This window comes from Variovorax sp. V35 (assembly GCF_041154465.1).
Classification (GTDB): domain Bacteria; phylum Pseudomonadota; class Gammaproteobacteria; order Burkholderiales; family Burkholderiaceae_C; genus Variovorax; species Variovorax boronicumulans.
In genome coordinates this window covers 3863676-3879719 of record NZ_AP028666.1, presented here as the reverse complement: position 1 = coordinate 3879719, position 16044 = coordinate 3863676, and the positions used below count along the sequence as shown (strand labels likewise).

Below are 16044 nucleotides of genomic sequence, written 5' to 3'. Positions count from 1 at the left end.
CATGACGAAGAAGACAACGACCACCCCAACCACCCGACTGCGCCCGGCACTGTTCGCCGCCGCTTCCGTTCTCGTGCTGGCCGCCGCGGCCCCGGCCTTTGCGGGCAAGACGCTCGACGCGGTCAAGCAGCGCGGCACCGTCAAGTGCGGCGTGACCAACGGCGTGGCCGGTTTCTCGGCCCCCGACACGCAGGGCAACTGGTCGGGCCTGGACGTCGACACCTGCCGCGCCATCGCCGCGGCCGTGCTGGGTGATCCCAAGAAGGTCGACTTCGTGCCGCTGAACTCGCAGCAGCGCTTCTCGGCGCTGCAGGCCGGCGAGATTGACATCCTCGCGCGCAACACCACCTGGACGCTCACGCGCGACGCCTCGCTGGGCTTCAACTTCACCACCATCACCTATTACGACGGCCAGGGCTTCCTGGTGCCCAAGAAGCTCAAGGTGACGAGCGCCAAGCAGCTCAAGAACGCCACCATCTGCACGCAGTCGGGCACCACCAACGAGAAGAACGTGTCGGACTACTTCCGCGCGCAGAACATCCCGGTGAAGACCGTCGTGTTCGAGAGCTTCGAAGCCTCGTTCAAGGCCTTCTTCTCGGGCCGCTGCCAGGCCTTCACCACCGACGCCTCGGCGCTGGCCGGCCTGCGCAACAAGGAAGCGCCGAACCCCGACGACTACCTGATCCTGCCCGAGCTGATCTCCAAGGAGCCTCTGGCGCCGCTGGTGCGCCGCGGCGACGACGAGTGGTTTGCCATCGCCAAGTGGGTGCCCAACGCGCTCATCGAGGCCGAAGAATTCGGTGTCACACAGGCCAATGCCGACCAGCTCAAGGCCGGCAGCAAGGACCCGGCGCAGCAGCGACTGCTCGGCGCCGGTGAAGACCTCGGCAAGCTGCTGGGTCTCGACAAGGACTGGTCGTACCGCGCCATCAAGGCGGTGGGCAACTACGGCGAGATGTTCGAGCGCAACGTCGGACCGAAGTCGGTGCTCAAGCTGCCGCGCGGCTCCAACAATCTGTGGAGCAAAGGCGGCCTGATCTACGCACCTCCTGTTCGATGAGTCGGCAGGCCTCGCGCCGCGGCGCCTGGCTGGCTTGGCTCGTGCAGGCCCTTTTGGTGCTGGCCGTCGTGGCCGGTGCCTTCTGGGTGGTGAACCATGCGCTCGAGGTGCTGCGCGCACGCGGCGTACGTTCGGGCTTCGACTTTCTCACCGAGCCCGCGGGCTTTTCGATCAGCGAAGGCTGGCTCGACTTCGATGCCAGCCAGCCGTCGTGGCGCGCGTTCCTCGCGGGCCTGATCAACACCGTGCGCGCGGCCGTGCCTGCGGCCGTCTTCGCGGTGGTGCTCGGCACGCTGATCGGCATCGGCCGGCTCGCGCCGCACGTGCTGCTGCGCGGCATCTGCACGGCGTATGTGGAGCTGCTGCGCAACGTGCCGCTGCTGGTGCAGCTGCTGATGCTGGCGTTCGCGATGGCCAACCTGCTGCCCGATCCGACCGAGCCCGTGCACCTGCTGCCGGGCGTGTGGCTCAGCAAGGGCGGGCTCAGCGTGCCCTGGCCCGTGGCGGGCGAGGGTGGCGGGTGGCCGACGCATTTCGAATGGCCCGAGCGCGGTGACTTCGGCGTGAGCGGCGGCGCCGCGCTGAGCCCGGAGTACGTGACCATCGTCGCCGGGCTGTCGCTGTACTCGGCGGCCTTCGTCGCCGAGATCGTGCGCGCCGGCATTCTCTCGGTGTCGCAGGGGCAGGTGCTGGCGGGGCAGGCGTTGGGCCTGTCGTCGGTGCAACAGCTGCGCCTCGTGATCCTGCCGCAGGCGCTGCGCGTGATCGTGCCCTCGCTCACCAACCAGCTGCTGAGCCTCACCAAGAACTCGTCGCTCGCCGTGGCCGTGGGCTATCCGGAGCTGGTGTCGGTGGCCAACACCACCATCGGCTCGAACGGGCGCGCCTTCGAGTGCATCGCGATCATCATGGCGGTGTACCTGCTGCTGTCGCTCGTGATCTCCTTCGGCATGAACCGCTATAACGCGCGCGTCGCGCTGCGAGGCTGGCGATGAGAAACGTCGCGCAAGGCCCCATCGCATGGCGCAGCGAGCTGTGGGGGTCGCCGCTGCGCGCACTGGCCACGGTGCTGCTGCTGGGCCTGCTGGCCTGGGCCGGCTTCCACGCGTTCGAATGGGGCGTGGTGCATGCCGTGTTCCGCCCCGACGCCGACGCCTGCCGCGCGGTGCAGCACGGTGCCTGCTGGGGCGTGGTGGCCGAGAAGTGGCGGCCGATGCTGTTCGGTCGCTTTCCGTACGAAGAGCAATGGCGCCCGGCCATCGCGGTGGTCGTGCTGTCCGCGGTGACCGTGCTCAGCGCCTGGCCACGCAGCTGGCACTGGTGGCTGGCGCCCTTGTGGGGCGTGGCCTTGCTGCTGTTCGTCGGGCTGATGCACGGCGGCGTGGCGGGGCTGAGCGTGGTGCCGACCAGCCGTTGGGGCGGCCTGCCGCTCACCATCGGGCTGGCGGTGGTCGGGCTGGCGCTGGCCTTTCCGCTGGCGCTGCTGCTCGCGATGGGGCGGCGTTCCGAATGGCCCGTGGTGCGCACGCTGAGCGCGAGCTACATCGAGCTGGTGCGCGGCGTGCCGCTGATCTCGGTGCTGTTCATGGCCTCGTTCCTGCTGCCGCTGCTGTGGCCCGCGGGCTGGCAGCCCGACGTGCTGGTGCGCGTGCTCATGGGCCTCACGCTGTTCGTCGCTGCTTATCTTGCGGAGATCATCCGCGGCGGCCTGCAGGCCGTGCCGCGCGGGCAGACCGAGGTGGCGATGGCGCTGGGCTTCGGCCGCTGGCCGGTGCAGCGCGACATCGTGCTGCCGCAGGCGCTGCGCCTCGTGGTGCCGGCGTTGACCAACAGCGTGGTCGGCACCTTGAAGGACACCTCGCTGGTCACCGTGGTCGGCCTGTTCGAGCTGACCGGCGCGCTCGGGCTGGCGCTGGGTGGCGACCCGGTCTGGCGGCCGTTCTACCTCGAGGGCTACCTGTTCGTGGCAGCTGTCTACTGGCTGCTGTGCTTCGGGCTGTCGCGCTACAGCGTCTGGCTCGAGCGGCGCCTGGGCACCAGCTCGGCGTAGCCGGTCTGCGCATCGGGCTCGCGCGAGAAGCGCCACGCGGGCAGCACCGCGACGAGGATCTCGGCCGTGGTGCGCACCACGCAGCCCGGCGCGGCATGGCCGCCCGACACCCGGCCGTCGCCGTCCGACACGCTGAGATGCAGGTGCGAGCCGTCGGGCGACAGCGTGCCGGCGAGCGTGAGGATTTCAAGGTCGCCTTCGATCCGCGTCGCCGTCTCCGCACCCGCGAAACGGATGCTCGCGCCGCGCAGGCTGCCGATGCCCGAGACCACGAAGGCCGCGTCGCCGATGCCGGGTTGCTTCAGCACGGCGTCGAGCGCCGCGCGCAGGTCGTCGCCCGGTTGCAGACGCAGCACCAGCGTGTCCATGCGCGTGCGCCTCGCGTCAGCTCGCCGACAGCGCCTTGTCGACCACCTGCTGCGCCTCGCCGAGGATGCGTGCGAGGTGGTCGTCGCCGAGAAAGCTCTCGCCGTAGATCTTGTAGATGTTCTCCGTGCCCGACGGCCGCGCGGCGAACCAGCCGTTCTCGGTGACGACCTTCACGCCGCCGATGGCCGCGCCGTTGCCCGGGGCGTGGCTCAGCACGTTCTCGATCTTCTCGCCGGCCAGCGTGGTCGAGGTGATCTGCTGCGGCGACAGGGCCGACAGGCGTTTTTTCTGCTCGGGCGTGGCGGGCGCGTCCACCCGGTCGGACACGGGGCGCCCCAGCGCCTGCGTCAGCTCGTTGAAGCGCTCGCCGGGGTCGCGGCCCGTGCGTGCGGCGATCTCGGCCGAGAGCAGGGCGGGCACGATGCCGTCCTTGTCGGTGGTCCAGGCGCTGCCGTCGTGGCGCAGGAAGGTGGCGCCCGCGCTTTCCTCGCCGCCGAAGCCCAGCGAGCCGTCGACCAGACCGTCGACGAACCACTTGAAGCCCACCGGCACTTCGTATAGCGGGCGGCCCAGCCGCGCCGCCACGCGATCGATCATGCGGCTGCTGACCACCGTCTTGCCGACGGCCGCCTGCGCCGGCCAGTGCGGGCGGTGCGTGAAGAGGTAGTCGACCATCACCGCGAGGTAGTTGTTCGGCTGCATCAGGCCCGCGCTGCGCGTGACCACGCCGTGGCGGTCGTGGTCGGTGTCGCAGGCGAAGGCGATGCCGAAGCGGTCTTTCAGCGCGACCAACCCATGCATCGCGTCGGGCGACGACGGGTCCATGCGGATGCGGCCGTCCCAGTCGAGCGACATGAAGCGGAAAGTCGGGTCGACCGCCTGGCTCAGCACGTTCAGGCGCTGGAGCTTGTAGCGCTCGGCGATGGCCGGCCAGTAGCGCACGCCGGCACCGCCCAGCGGATCGACACCGAGGTCGATGGTGCCGCCGCGGATCGCGTCCATGTCGAGCACCTGGGCCAGGTCTTCGACGTAGGTGTTCAGGTAGTCGTGGCGGTGCGTGGTGGACGCCTTCAGCGCCTGCGCCAGCGGCATGCGCTTCACGCCGTCGAGCTTGTTCGCCAGCATCTTGTTGGCGGCCGCTTCGACGGCGGAGGTGATGTCGGTGCCCGCGGGGCCGCCGTTGGGCGGGTTGTACTTGAAGCCGCCGCTTTCGGGCGGGTTGTGCGAAGGCGTGATCACAATGCCGTCGGCCAGGCCGCTGGTGCGTCCGCGGTTGTAGACCAGGATGGCGTGGGACACGGCCGGCGTGGGCGTGTATTCGTCGTCCTTCGACAGCATCAGCTCGACGCCGTTGGCCGCCAGCACCTCGACCGCGCTCGCGAAGGCGGGCGTGGACAGCGCGTGCGTGTCGATGCCCAGGAACAGCGGGCCGTCGATGCCTTGCTGCTTGCGGTAGTCGCAGATGGCCTGGCTGATCGCCAGCACATGCCATTCGTTGAAGGCGTCGTCGAACGAGGAGCCGCGATGGCCCGAGGTGCCGAAGGCCACGCGTTGGCTGGGCGCGGCTGGGTCGGGGCGACCGGTGTAATAGGCCGAGACGAGGCGCGGCACGTCCACCAGCAGATCAGACGGGGCCGGCTGGCCCGCGAGGGGATGGGAAGTGGTGCTCATGTCGAAAGCGGGTGATGAAAGAGGAGCGCGCCGGCGGTGCCGTGCGCGGCCTTTCAGCATACGCCATGGCCGGGACCGGCTTGCCGCCTGGGCGCCCGTTCACAGAGGTCCGCTTACAACCCTTTCAATGTGAGCGCCGCGTGCGGACCCGTTCCGGGCCGTCGCCCGTGGCCAGCCACCGGGCCGGCACCTCGAAGTACGCGGCGATCGCATGCAGGTGCAGGGTGCCTGCGCAGCTGTGGCGGTCGGTGAGCCAGCGGATCACGGTGGGGGCGCTGACGCCGCACTGTCGGGCGAGCTCGGATTTCCATTGGGGCTGCGATCCGGCGACGAGCGAGATCAGGCGGTCTTGAAAACTGGCGTTCATGGTCGGCCCCCTTTGGCGACAACAGCGGTCGGCTCTGAATTTCCTCGAAACGCGCCAGGCACCCAACCCCTCCTTCGCAGGGGCTGGTAGTTTTTTGCATGGAGGGTGATCTAGTTCCGACGCGCGGCGGCTGCACCCGTGGGCGCCAGCGTCAGAATGAGGGTGCATATCGGCCAGAAAGGCCGAAGGGGGTGTGCCATGAAAGTGATGACGCTGGACGACCACGCGTTGTTTCGCGCGGGCCTGCGCATGCTGCTGGAGAGCATGGAGCGCAGTGCCGAAATCTTCGAAGCCGCCACGGTCGACGAGGCCTGCTCCCTGGCGCTGCGCCATCCCGACCTGGCGATCTGCCTGCTCGATCTCGAACTGCGCGGCGAGTACGGTCTGGATGCGCTGGTGCGCCTGAAGGCGGCCGCGCCCGACATCGCGGCCGTGGTGGTGTCGGCCTCGACCGATGTCGACATCATCCGCGGTTGCCTGGAGGCGGGCGCCATGAGCTTCGTGCCCAAGAGCATGCCGGCCGACTTCCTGAAACGGGCCTTCGAGACCGTGCTGGCGGGGGAGGTCTACCTGCCGCAGGAAATCCTGCACCTGGGGTCGAAGAGCACCGCCAGGCCGACGCTCAGCCCGCGCCAGGCAGATACCTTGCACGGCCTGGCGCGCGGGCTGCCGACCAAGTCGATCGCGCGCGAGCTCGGCCTGTCCGAACACACGGTGAAGGAGTACATCGGCACCTTGTTCCAGGCACTGGGTGTGCACAATCGCACCGAGGCCGTGATCACGGGCATCCGCCTGGGGCTGTTGTCGCCGCTGCAGCGCAAGGGGTCATGAGCGGGCCTCCGCGGGCGGCTAAGCTTCAGGCTGGTTTCAAGGAGCAAGACAAGATGCGCATGACGTTTGGCCGGCACGGGTTTCTTCTGACGGCTGCGGCCCTGGCTGCGGTGCTCGCGGGCTGCGAGGCCCCGCCCAAGGACCGGCCGCTCACCTCCGAAGTGCCGGCGCCGCCGAGCTTCGCGCCCCCGCCCGAAAGTTGCCAGGCCCCGGAAGTGCGCTTTGCACTGGGCATGCAAGCGACGCGTCCGTTGCTGGAAGAGATGCGCCAGCGCGCCGGCGCGAAAACCGCCCGCACGGTGCCGGCCACGGCGCCGGCCGACCCGGCCCAGGACGCGACGCGGCTCAACGCGCAGGTCGATCCCACGGGTCGCATCCTCGGCGCGTACTGCGGCTGAGCCGCACACGCCCATTCAGCGGCCTCACTGGGAGGCCAGCGCCTCCATCAGGTCGGTCTCGATGGCCAGCTGCGTCTTCTGGCCCTGCAGTTCCGGTCCGCTGATCAGGAACGTGTCTTCCACCCGTTCGCCCAGGGTCGTCACCTTCGCCAGCTGCAGGTTCAGGTGATGCCGCGCGAGCACGCGCGCCACCGAATACAACAGGCCCGCGCGGTCGCTGGCCGAGATGCTGAGCAGCCAGCGCTGCGCCTTGTCGTCGGGCACGAGGCTGATGCGTGGCTTGATCGGAAAGCTGCGCACCCGGCGTGACACGCGTCCCATGCTGGGGGCGGGCAGGGCGCCGGCTTCGGTGAGCGTTTGCGCCAGGCCCGTCTCGACCATGCTGATCAGGTCGCGGTAATGGTCGGGCTGGAAGGTCGTCACCACCTGGAAGGTGTCGAGCGCGTAGCCGTTGCTTGTGGTGTGGACCTTGGCGTCCAGGATGCTGAACGAGGCCTGGTCGAAATAGCCGCAGATGCGCGCGAACAGGTCGGACTGGTCGGGCGTGTAGACCACCACCTGCAGCCCTTCGCCCACCGGCGACAGGTGCGCGCGCACGATGGGCAGCGCCTTCGGATCGATAGGCACGTTCTTGGGCGGCACGAAGCGCGAGAGCTGCTTGGCGTGCCAGGCGATCTCGGTGGCGTCGTGGCGCATGAAGTAGCCGACGTCGAGCGTGTCCCACAGCGCCTTGTGCGCCTCGAAGCGCTGGGCGTGCAGGGCGAGCTGCACCAGCGCCTCGCGCTTGCGGGCCTCGACCTCGGCGTCCGGGTCGGGCATGCGCCCGCCGAGGGCACGCAGCGTGAAGCGGTACAGGTCTTCGAGCAGCTTGCCCTTCCAGGCATTCCACACGCGCGGCGAGGTGCCGCGGATGTCGGCCACCGTCAGCAGGTACAGCGCCGTGAGGTAGCGCTCGTTGCCCACGCGTTTGGCAAAAGCGCCGATGACCTCGGGATCGCCCAGGTCCTGCTTCTGCGCGACCTGGCTCATCACCAGGTGCTCGGCCACGAGGAATTCGATGAGCTTGGCGTCTTCGCGGGCGATGCCGTGCTGCTTGCAGAAGCGCTGCACGTCGCGCGCGCCGAGCGTGGAGTGGTCGCCGCCGCGGCCCTTGGCGATGTCGTGGAAGAGGGCGGCGACGTAGAGAATCCAGGGCTTGTCCCAGCCGGCCGCGAGCTGCGAGCAGCCCGGGTACTCGTGCGCATGCTCGGCGATGAAGAAGCGGCGCACGTTGCGCAGCACCATCAGGATGTGCTGGTCGACCGTGTACACATGGAACAGGTCGTGCTGCATCTGCCCCACGATGCTGCGGAACACGCGCAGGTAGCGCCCCAGCACTGAGGTCTGGTTCATGAGCCGGAAGGCATGCGTGATGCCGTAGGGCTGCTGCAGGATCCGCATGAAGGTCACGTGGTTGACCGGGTCGTTGCGGAACTTGCTGTCCATGACATGGCGCGCGTTGTACAGCGCGCGCAGCGTGCGCGCCGACAGGCCCTTCACGCCGATGGTCTTCTGGTACAGCAGGAAGGTCTCGAGCACCGCATGCGGCTCGCGCTCGTACAGGTCGTCGCTGGCGATCTCGATCAGGCCGGCGCGCTCGTAGAAGCGCTCGTTGATCGTCGTGGGCTGCTCGTCGATGGGCTGCAGCCGCTCGGAAATATTGAGCAACAGGATCTGGTTGAGCTGCGACACCGCCTTGGCCGCCCAGTAGTAGCGGCGCATCAGCGCCTCGCTCGACTTGCGCTGCGACTCGCTCTCGTAGCCGAAGCTCGCGGCCACGGCGGTCTGCAGGTCGAACACCAGCCGGTCTTCGCGCCGGTTGGCAATCACGTGCAGGCGGGCGCGGATGAGCGAGAGCAGGGCTTCGTTGCGCTTGATCTGCTGCGCCTCGAAGGGCGTGGCCAGGCCGTTCTTGGCCAGGTCGTCCCAGCGGCTGCCGAAGCCGGCGGCCTTGCTCATCCACAGGATGGTCTGCAGGTCGCGCAGGCCGCCGGGCGATTCCTTGCAGTTGGGTTCGAGCGCGTAGGGCGTGTTGTCGAACTTCTGGTGGCGGTGCCGCATTTCCTGCGACTTGGCCACGAAGAAGGCCTGCGGGTCGATGGCCTGGGTGAAGCGGCGGCGGAAGGCCGCGAAGAGCTTCTTGTCGCCCGTGATCAGGCGCGATTCGAGCAGCGAGGTCTGGACCGTGATGTCCTTGGCTGCCTCGTCCAGGCATTCTTCGAGCGTGCGCACGCTGGAGCCGATCTCGAGGCCGGCGTCCCAGCACTGGCCGATGAAGGCCTCGATGCGGGCCGGCTCGACGCCGCTGTCCTGGCCCTCGGGCGGCAGCAGCAGCAGCACGTCGACGTCGGAGTACGGAAACAGCTCGCCGCGCCCGTAGCCGCCCACCGCGGCCAGCGCGAAGGCGTCGCCGAAGCCGGCTTCGTTCCACAGCGCCGTGAGCGTCTGGTCGGCCAGCGCCGAGAGCTGGCGCAGCACCGTGTGGACGCTGCGGGTGGGCGCGCGTGCGAAGCGCAGGGTGTCGAAAAGGGCGAGCTTTTTCGCGCGATAGGCTTCGCGCAGCGTCGCCACGTCGATCTTGGCTGCTTCGATCACGGCGGGGGCGCGCTTCGGCGCGTCAGGTTTTGGTGGAGGTGACGAAGGCCGGCAGCGGCGGGCTGCCTTCGGAAAGCGTCAGCACCTCGTAGCCGGTCTCGGTGACGAGCACCGTGTGCTCCCACTGGGCCGACAGCGAATGGTCGCGCGTGACGATGGTCCAGCCGTCGTACTGGCCGCCCTTGAAGTCTTCCTTCACGTCGCGCTTGCCGGCGTTGATCATCGGCTCGATGGTGAAGATCATGCCGGGCTTGAGCTCTTCCATGGTGCCCGGGCGGCCGTAGTGCAGCACCTGGGGTTCTTCGTGGAAGCGCTGGCCCACGCCGTGGCCGCAGAACTCGCGCACGATCGAGAAGCCCTGGCCCTCGGCGAACTTCTGGATCGCATGGCCCACGTCACCCAGGTGGGCGCCGGGGCGCACCTGCAGGATGCCGTGCCACATGGCCTCGAAGGTGACGTTGCACAGGCGCTTGGCCGCGATGGAGGCGTCGCCGATCACGAACATGCGGCTGTTGTCGCCGAACCAGCCGTCCTTGATGACGGTCACGTCGACGTTCATGATGTCGCCCTTCTTCAGGGGCTTGTCATTGGGGATGCCGTGGCACACCACGTGGTTCACCGAGGTGCACAGCGACTTCGGGAACGGCACGCTGCTGGCGCCCATGTAGCCCACCGTGGCCGAGGTGGTGCCCTGCTTGACCATGTACTCGGCGGCCAGCCGATCCACGTCGTTGGTCGTGATGCCGGGCTTGATGAAGGGCGTGAGGTAGTCCAGCACCTCGGACCCGAGGCGGCAGGCGACCCGCATGGCTTCGATGCCTGCGGCGTCTTTGTAGGTAATGCTCATGCCCCGAATTATCCCATTCGGCAAATGAACCTGCCCCCAACACGGAGCACTTCGTGTTCCGTTGCCCCCCGAGGGGGGCGGCCATCTTGGGGCGGCCCGGCGATGGCCTAAAATTCCGGGTTAACGCGGATGACCCCAGTCAGCGGCCATCCGCCTCGATTCCTTGATTTCCAACGCGCCCCCCGAGGCCTCATCGACCGTGACGCAGCCCGCACCTCAAGCCCTTCCTGTCGTAACCATGTTCGAGGGCGGCAGCGCACTCAGCGACTTCCGTGCGCGGCAATTGCTGCCGAAGCTGCAGGCCATCGAGCCGCGCATCGAAGGCATTTCGGCCCGTTTCGTGCACCTGGTGGTCACCGATGCATCGCTGGGCGACGCCGACCGCGAGCGCTTTGCCGCGCTGCTGACCTACGGCGAGCCCTTCGAGGCCCCGGCAGCCAAGGCGAGCGCCTCGGTGGTCGTCACGCCCCGTCTGGGCACCGTGTCGCCCTGGGCCTCCAAGGCCACCGACATCGCCCACAACTGCGGCCTGGCGCTGCGCCGTGTGGAGCGCGTCACCCAGTACCACCTGAAGCTCAAGGCGCCGCTGATCGGCAAGGCCCCCGTGCTCGAAGGCGACGCGCTCGCTGCCGTGGCCGGCCCGCTGCATGACCGCATGACCGAATCGGTGCTCGCCGCCGTCGAACAGGCGGCCAGCCTGTTCAGCGAACTGCCGGCCCAGCCGATGGCGCAGGTCGACGTGCAAACGGGCGGGCGCGACGCCCTGGTGGCAGCCAATACCGGCTTCGGCCTGGCGCTGGCGGAAGACGAAATCGATTACCTCGTCGAAGCCTTCACCCGCCTGGGCCGCAACCCCAGCGACGTCGAACTCATGATGTTCGCGCAGGCCAACAGCGAGCACTGCCGCCACAAGATCTTCAACGCCAACTTCACCATCGACGGCGTGGCCCAGCCGCAGAGCCTGTTCTCGATGATCCGCCACACGGAGAAGCAGAACCCGCAGCACACGGTGATCGCCTATGCGGACAACGCCTCGGTGATGGAAGGCGCGACCATCGAGCGCTTCATTCCGGCGAACGGCTCGCAGAGCTATCAAAAAGATAGCGCCCTGAGCCATGTGCTGATGAAGGTCGAGACGCACAACCACCCCACGGCCATTTCCCCGTTCCCCGGCGCCTCGACCGGCGCGGGCGGCGAGATCCGCGACGAAGGCGCCACCGGCCGCGGCTCCAAGCCGAAGGCCGGCCTGACCGGCTTTACGGTCTCCAAGCTCTGGCCCGAAGAGGGCCACTACGGCAAGCCCGAGCACATCGCCAGTCCGCTGCAGATCATGACCGAGGGCCCGCTGGGCGGCGCCGCGTTCAACAACGAATTCGGCCGTCCCAACCTGCTGGGCTACTTCCGCGAATACGAGCAGGCGGTGACGAGCGACCTCGACACCGTGCAGCGCGGCTACCACAAGCCCATCATGATCGCGGGCGGCCTGGGCAGCATCGACGCCACGCAGACCAAGAAGATCCAGTTCCCGGCCGGCTCGCTGCTGATCCAGCTGGGCGGCCCCGGCATGCGCATCGGCATGGGCGGCAGCGCTGCCAGCTCGATGGCGACCGGCGCCAATGCGGCCGAACTCGACTTCGACTCGGTGCAGCGCGGCAACCCCGAAATCGAACGCCGTGCGCAGGAGGTCATCAACCATTGCTGGCAGCAGGGCGCGGCCAACCCGATCCTGGCGATCCACGACGTGGGCGCGGGCGGCCTGAGCAACGCCTTCCCCGAGCTGACCAACGACGCCGGCCGCGGCGCGCGTTTCGACCTGCGCGCCGTGCCGCTCGAAGAGTCGGGCATGGCGCCCAAGGAAATCTGGTGCAACGAAAGCCAGGAGCGCTACGTGCTGGCCATCGCACCGGAGTCGCTCGAGCAGTTCAAGGCCTTCTGCGAGCGCGAGCGCTGCCCGTTCTCGGTGGTCGGCGTGGCGACCGAAGAGCGCCAGCTGCTGGTGGCCGACGAAGGCGCTGCGGTGCAGCCGGTCGACATGCCCATGGACGTGCTGCTGGGCAAGCCGCCCAAGATGCACCGCGATGTGAAGACCGTCGCCCGCAGCTTCAAGCCGCTCGACCTCACGGGCGTCGACCTGCAGAAGGCTGCCATCGACGTGCTGTCGCACCCGACCGTGGCCTCCAAGCGCTTCCTCATCACCATCGGCGACCGCAGCGTGGGCGGCCTGACGCACCGCGACCAGATGGTCGGCCCGTGGCAGGTGCCCGTGGCCGACTGCGCCGTGACGCTGGCCGACTACAAGGGCTTCGCCGGCGAAGCCATGAGCATGGGCGAGCGCACGCCGCTGGCCGCGCTCGATGCGCCGGCCTCGGGCCGTATGGCCGTGGCGGAGGCCATCACCAACCTGCTGGCCGCGCCGATCGAACTCTCGCGCGTCAAGCTGTCGGCCAACTGGATGGCCGCCTGCGGCGAGCCCGGCGAAGACGCCGCGCTGTACGAAACCGTCAAGGCCGTGGGCCTGGAGCTGTGCCCGGCACTCGGCGTGTCGATTCCGGTCGGCAAGGATTCGCTGTCGATGCGCACGCAGTGGAAGGACAACGGCGAAGCCAAGAAGGTCACCTCGCCCGTGAGCCTGATCGTCACCGCCTTCGCCTCGCTGGCCGACGTGCGCGGCACGCTCACGCCGCAGCTCGACGCCACCGAAGACGACACGACGCTCGTGCTCATCGACCTGGGCCGTGGCCAGCACCGCATGGCCGGCAGCATCCTGTCGCAGACGCTCGAACAGAGCGGCGACACCGTGCCCGACCTCGACGACCCGGCACAGCTGGTCGCGCTGGTCAACGCCGTGAACGCGCTGCGCGCCGACGGCAAGATCCTCGCGATGCACGACCGCAGCGACGGCGGCCTGTTCGCCACCGCCTGCGAAATGGCCTTTGCGGGCCACGTCGGCGTGGCGCTGAACGTCGACATGCTCGTCACCGAAGGCGACGGCATTTCCGACAGCCGCATGGAAACCGGCGACGCCAAGAACTGGGCGCAGCAGGTCAGCGCGCGCCGCGAAGAGCTCACGCTCAAGGCGCTGTTCAACGAAGAATTGGGCATGGTGCTGCAGGTGCGCACCGCCGAGCGCAACGACGTGATGCAGGTGCTGCGCGCCCACGGCCTGAGCACGCACAGCCACTTCGTCGGCAAGACGCGCCCGGCCAGCTCGGCCATGGACGCCGGCAAGGGCAAGCTCGAAGTCTGGCGCGATGCCAAGTCGGTGTTCAGCGCCTCGCTGCACGACCTGCACCAGGTGTGGGATTCGGTCAGCTGGAAGATCGCCCGCGAGCGCGACAACCCGGCCTGCGCGGATGCCGAGCACGCCGCGGCCGGCGTGCCGAACGACCCGGGCATGCATGTGTTCCTGCCGAACGCCCCGGTGGCACCGGCCATCCTGCAGTCGCGCCCCAAGGTCGCGATCCTGCGCGAGCAGGGCGTCAACTCGCACGTCGAGATGGCCTATGCCTTCACCGAAGCCGGCTTCGAAGCCTTCGACGTCCACATGACCGACCTGCAGACGGGCAGGGCGGACCTGGCCGCGTTCAAGGGCGTGGTCGCCTGCGGCGGCTTCAGCTACGGCGACACGCTGGGCGCGGGCATCGGCTGGGCGCGCAGCATCACCTTCAACCCGAAGCTGGCCGAGCAGTTCAAGACCTTCTTCGGTCGCGCCGACACCTTCGGCCTGGGCGTGTGCAACGGCTGCCAGATGTTTGCCGAACTGGCCGACATCATCCCGGGCGCCGAAGCCTGGCCGCGCTTCACCACCAACCAGAGCGAGCGTTTCGAGGCGCGCCTGTCGATGGTCGAGGTGCTCGAGTCGCCCAGCATCTTCTTCGCGGGCATGGCCGGCAGCCGCCTGCCGATCGCGGTGGCGCACGGCGAGGGCTATGCCAACTTCAAGCACCGCGGCGACGCGGCCAAGGCCATCGGCGCGATGCGCTTCGTGGACAACCACGGCCAGCCGACCGAGCAATACCCGTTCAACCCGAACGGCAGCGCCGGCGGTCTGACCTCGGTCACCACGCCGGACGGCCGCTTCACGGCCGTGATGCCGCACCCGGAGCGCGTGTTCCGCAACATCCAGATGAGTTGGACCTCGGGCGACAAGAGCGAACTGAGCCCGTGGATGCAGATCTGGCGCAACGCGCGCAAGTGGGTGGGTTGATCGGGCGACGGCGGGCCGCGCAGGCGGCCTGACGACGGCCAACGAAAAATGCCCTCCAGGCTCGGGTCTGGAGGGCATTTTTCATGGAGACGCGCCTGAAGCGCTGTCGATCAGCGCTGGCTGTTCAGCATCGACGCCTTGAACGACAGCACATGCGTCTTCGCCGCTTCGGCCGCCGCGTCGGCGTCATGCCGCTGCAGCGTGGCGACGATGGTGCGGTGCTCCTCAATCACCTCCGCCAGGTGTCCCTCGGCGGCCAGTGAAATCGCCCAGAAGCGCTGCGAGCGTGCGTGCAGCACGCTCAGGATGTCCTGCAGCATCGCGTTGCGCGCCGCCGCAGCGATCTTTTCGTGGAAGAGGCGGTCGAGGTTCATCACCGACATCGCATCGCGCCGCTGCGCCGCGGCTTCGAACTGCTCGGCGATGGCCTGCAGCTCGGCCAGCTCGGCCTCGGTGATGGCCGCCGCGGCCAGGCGCATGCACAGCACCTCGTTGACCAGCCGGACCTCGATGAGCTCCAGCGCGTCGTTGATCGACAGCGGCGACGCCATCGCGCCCTTGCGCGGAATGATGCGGACCAGGCCCTCGGCCGACAGGCGGTGCAGCGCCTGGTTCACCGGCGTGCGGCCCACGCCCAGCCGCTCCATGACCTGGGCGGTGTTGAGGTATTCCCCGGGCTTGTAGGCCAGGGTCACCAGGGCTTCCTTCAGGCGCAGATAGGCCGTTTCGTTGAGGGAGATGGCTGCTTCGGGCCGCCGGACGGGGGCTTTGCGGGCGGGCGTGGCTGCGTTCATCGGGGCGGGAGGGTCATGGTGGAGTTCCCCGATGGTACCTGCGGGAAATCCCTTTGAAGTTTCTGTGGACTCACTGTAATATCGTTGTGAAATTTCACTGAAACTTCAATCGAGCTGCCACCCATGAAACTGTCTTTCGAACTTCCCGAGGGGAATACCCCGCAAACGCTGAGTTTCGAGGCCCGGCACCTCGTGATCGCCGGCTGGACCGGGCGCGACACCGCCGCCATCGAGCACCACATCGAGGAACTCGCCGAGCTGGGCGTGCCCGCGCCCAGCACCGTGCCGCTGTTCTACCGGGTGGCCACCCAGCAGCTGAGCCAGGCCGACGTCGTGCAGGTGGTGGGGGCCGACACCTCGGGCGAGGTCGAGCCGCTGCTGTTCCTGCACGGGGGTGAGTTCTTCGTCTCGATCGGCTCGGACCACACCGACCGCGCGCTGGAAGCGCACAGCGTGGCGCTGTCCAAGCAGATCTGCGTGAAGCCCGTGGCGCGCAGCGCCTGGCGGCTGGCCGACGTGCAGGAGCGCTGGGACACGCTGGTGCTGCGTTCGTGGATCGAGGAAGGCGGTGAATGGCGCCTGTACCAGGAAGGCACGCTGGCCGCGCTGCGCCCGCCGGCCGATCTGCTGGCGCGCTGCGCCGCGGCCGACGGCGAACCGGCCGACGGCTTCGCGATGACCTGCGGCACGGTCGGTGCCATCGGCGGCATCCGCCCGGCCGCGCGCTTTCGCATGGAACTGGTGGACGAACACGCCGGCCGCCGCATCGCGCACGAGTACCGCGCGGTCTCGCTGCCGATCGTCGCCTGACGCCCA

At 68.5% G+C, this 16044-nt stretch carries 13 protein-coding genes; 7 read left to right on the top strand and 6 right to left on the bottom strand.

Features of this window, described 5'->3' with window-relative positions; translation table 11 throughout:
- The first annotated feature begins 1 nt into the window (after nt 1).
- The 3 genes from ACAM42_RS17945 to ACAM42_RS17935 are packed head-to-tail and all read left to right on the top strand — an operon-like array spanning nt 2 to nt 3110.
- Nucleotides 2–1060, top strand: coding sequence for an amino acid ABC transporter substrate-binding protein (locus tag ACAM42_RS17945; RefSeq protein ID WP_354346813.1), 1059 nt, complete (start codon nt 2–4; stop codon nt 1058–1060).
- Entirely contained in the window at nt 1057–2055 is a 999-nt protein-coding gene (locus ACAM42_RS17940; protein ID WP_369628919.1) for an amino acid ABC transporter permease, read from the top strand. Before ACAM42_RS17945 ends, ACAM42_RS17940 begins: the two co-directional genes overlap by 4 nt.
- Nucleotides 2052–3110, top strand: a complete 1059-nt coding sequence (locus tag ACAM42_RS17935; RefSeq protein WP_369628918.1) for an amino acid ABC transporter permease — start codon at nt 2052–2054, stop codon at nt 3108–3110. Before ACAM42_RS17940 ends, ACAM42_RS17935 begins: the two co-directional genes overlap by 4 nt.
- Here the strand turns inward: ACAM42_RS17935 and ACAM42_RS17930 are convergent.
- The 3 genes from ACAM42_RS17930 to ACAM42_RS17920 all read right to left on the bottom strand — a co-directional run bounded on the left by ACAM42_RS17930 (nt 3065) and on the right by ACAM42_RS17920 (nt 5517).
- Nucleotides 3065–3478: a PPC domain-containing DNA-binding protein gene (locus tag ACAM42_RS17930; protein ID WP_354346818.1), complete on the bottom strand. Its 414-nt coding sequence runs from the start codon at nt 3476–3478 to the stop codon at nt 3065–3067. The genes ACAM42_RS17935 and ACAM42_RS17930 overlap by 46 nt on opposite strands.
- Before the next feature lie 16 nt (nt 3479–3494).
- Nucleotides 3495–5150, bottom strand: coding sequence for a phosphoglucomutase (alpha-D-glucose-1,6-bisphosphate-dependent) (gene pgm / locus ACAM42_RS17925; protein ID WP_354346820.1), 1656 nt, complete (start codon nt 5148–5150; stop codon nt 3495–3497).
- Nucleotides 5151–5274: 124 nt separating this feature from the next.
- A complete protein-coding gene (locus ACAM42_RS17920) occupies nt 5275–5517 on the bottom strand; it encodes a helix-turn-helix domain-containing protein (RefSeq protein ID WP_062471259.1) in 243 nt (80 codons plus the stop codon).
- A 198-nt stretch (nt 5518–5715) separates the two neighbouring features.
- On the opposite strand from ACAM42_RS17920, the gene ACAM42_RS17915 reads away from it, so the two are divergent.
- Nucleotides 5716–6348, top strand: coding sequence for a LuxR C-terminal-related transcriptional regulator (locus tag ACAM42_RS17915; RefSeq protein WP_369628917.1), 633 nt, complete (start codon nt 5716–5718; stop codon nt 6346–6348).
- A gap of 53 nt (nt 6349–6401) precedes the next feature.
- On the top strand, nt 6402–6746 hold the full coding sequence (locus tag ACAM42_RS17910; protein ID WP_056580768.1) for a hypothetical protein: 345 nt from the start codon (nt 6402–6404) through the stop codon (nt 6744–6746).
- A 24-nt stretch (nt 6747–6770) separates the two neighbouring features.
- Here the strand turns inward: ACAM42_RS17910 and ACAM42_RS17905 are convergent, their stop codons facing one another.
- Both ACAM42_RS17905 and map read right to left on the bottom strand, forming a co-directional pair.
- Entirely contained in the window at nt 6771–9380 is a 2610-nt protein-coding gene (locus ACAM42_RS17905; RefSeq protein WP_062471264.1) for a [protein-PII] uridylyltransferase, read from the bottom strand.
- 22 nt (nt 9381–9402) lie between these two features.
- Nucleotides 9403–10227 (bottom strand): type I methionyl aminopeptidase, encoded by an 825-nt coding sequence (gene map, locus ACAM42_RS17900; RefSeq protein WP_062471267.1) that lies wholly within the window; start codon nt 10225–10227, stop codon nt 9403–9405.
- Between the two features lie 238 nt (nt 10228–10465).
- On the opposite strand from map, the gene purL reads away from it, so the two are divergent.
- Entirely contained in the window at nt 10466–14434 is a 3969-nt protein-coding gene (gene purL, locus ACAM42_RS17895) for a phosphoribosylformylglycinamidine synthase (RefSeq protein WP_369632780.1), read from the top strand.
- A 110-nt stretch (nt 14435–14544) separates the two neighbouring features.
- On the opposite strand, the gene ACAM42_RS17890 is transcribed toward purL, so the two are convergent.
- Nucleotides 14545–15228, bottom strand: a complete 684-nt coding sequence (locus ACAM42_RS17890) for a GntR family transcriptional regulator (protein WP_095745340.1) — start codon at nt 15226–15228, stop codon at nt 14545–14547.
- 123 nt (nt 15229–15351) lie between these two features.
- On the opposite strand from ACAM42_RS17890, the gene ACAM42_RS17885 reads away from it, so the two are divergent.
- Nucleotides 15352–16038, top strand: a complete 687-nt coding sequence (locus ACAM42_RS17885) for a DUF2848 domain-containing protein (RefSeq protein ID WP_369628916.1) — start codon at nt 15352–15354, stop codon at nt 16036–16038.
- Nucleotides 16039–16044 lie beyond the last annotated feature (6 nt).

What these genes read in the sequence shown, in the direction of transcription:
- ACAM42_RS17945 (WP_354346813.1), top strand. Translation starts at nt 2, where the DNA reads ATGACGAAGAAGACAACGACCACCCCAACCACCCGACTGCGCCCGGCA.
- ACAM42_RS17940 (WP_369628919.1), top strand. Translation starts at nt 1,057, where the DNA reads ATGAGTCGGCAGGCCTCGCGCCGCGGCGCCTGGCTGGCTTGGCTCGTG.
- ACAM42_RS17935 (WP_369628918.1), top strand. Translation starts at nt 2,052, where the DNA reads ATGAGAAACGTCGCGCAAGGCCCCATCGCATGGCGCAGCGAGCTGTGG.
- ACAM42_RS17930 (WP_354346818.1), bottom strand. Translation starts at nt 3,478, where the DNA reads ATGGACACGCTGGTGCTGCGTCTGCAACCGGGCGACGACCTGCGCGCG.
- pgm (WP_354346820.1), bottom strand. Translation starts at nt 5,150, where the DNA reads ATGAGCACCACTTCCCATCCCCTCGCGGGCCAGCCGGCCCCGTCTGAT.
- ACAM42_RS17920 (WP_062471259.1), bottom strand. Translation starts at nt 5,517, where the DNA reads ATGAACGCCAGTTTTCAAGACCGCCTGATCTCGCTCGTCGCCGGATCG.
- ACAM42_RS17915 (WP_369628917.1), top strand. Translation starts at nt 5,716, where the DNA reads ATGAAAGTGATGACGCTGGACGACCACGCGTTGTTTCGCGCGGGCCTG.
- ACAM42_RS17910 (WP_056580768.1), top strand. Translation starts at nt 6,402, where the DNA reads ATGCGCATGACGTTTGGCCGGCACGGGTTTCTTCTGACGGCTGCGGCC.
- map (WP_062471267.1), bottom strand. Translation starts at nt 10,227, where the DNA reads ATGAGCATTACCTACAAAGACGCCGCAGGCATCGAAGCCATGCGGGTC.
- purL (WP_369632780.1), top strand. Translation starts at nt 10,466, where the DNA reads ATGTTCGAGGGCGGCAGCGCACTCAGCGACTTCCGTGCGCGGCAATTG.
- ACAM42_RS17890 (WP_095745340.1), bottom strand. Translation starts at nt 15,228, where the DNA reads ATGAACGCAGCCACGCCCGCCCGCAAAGCCCCCGTCCGGCGGCCCGAA.
- ACAM42_RS17885 (WP_369628916.1), top strand. Translation starts at nt 15,352, where the DNA reads ATGAAACTGTCTTTCGAACTTCCCGAGGGGAATACCCCGCAAACGCTG.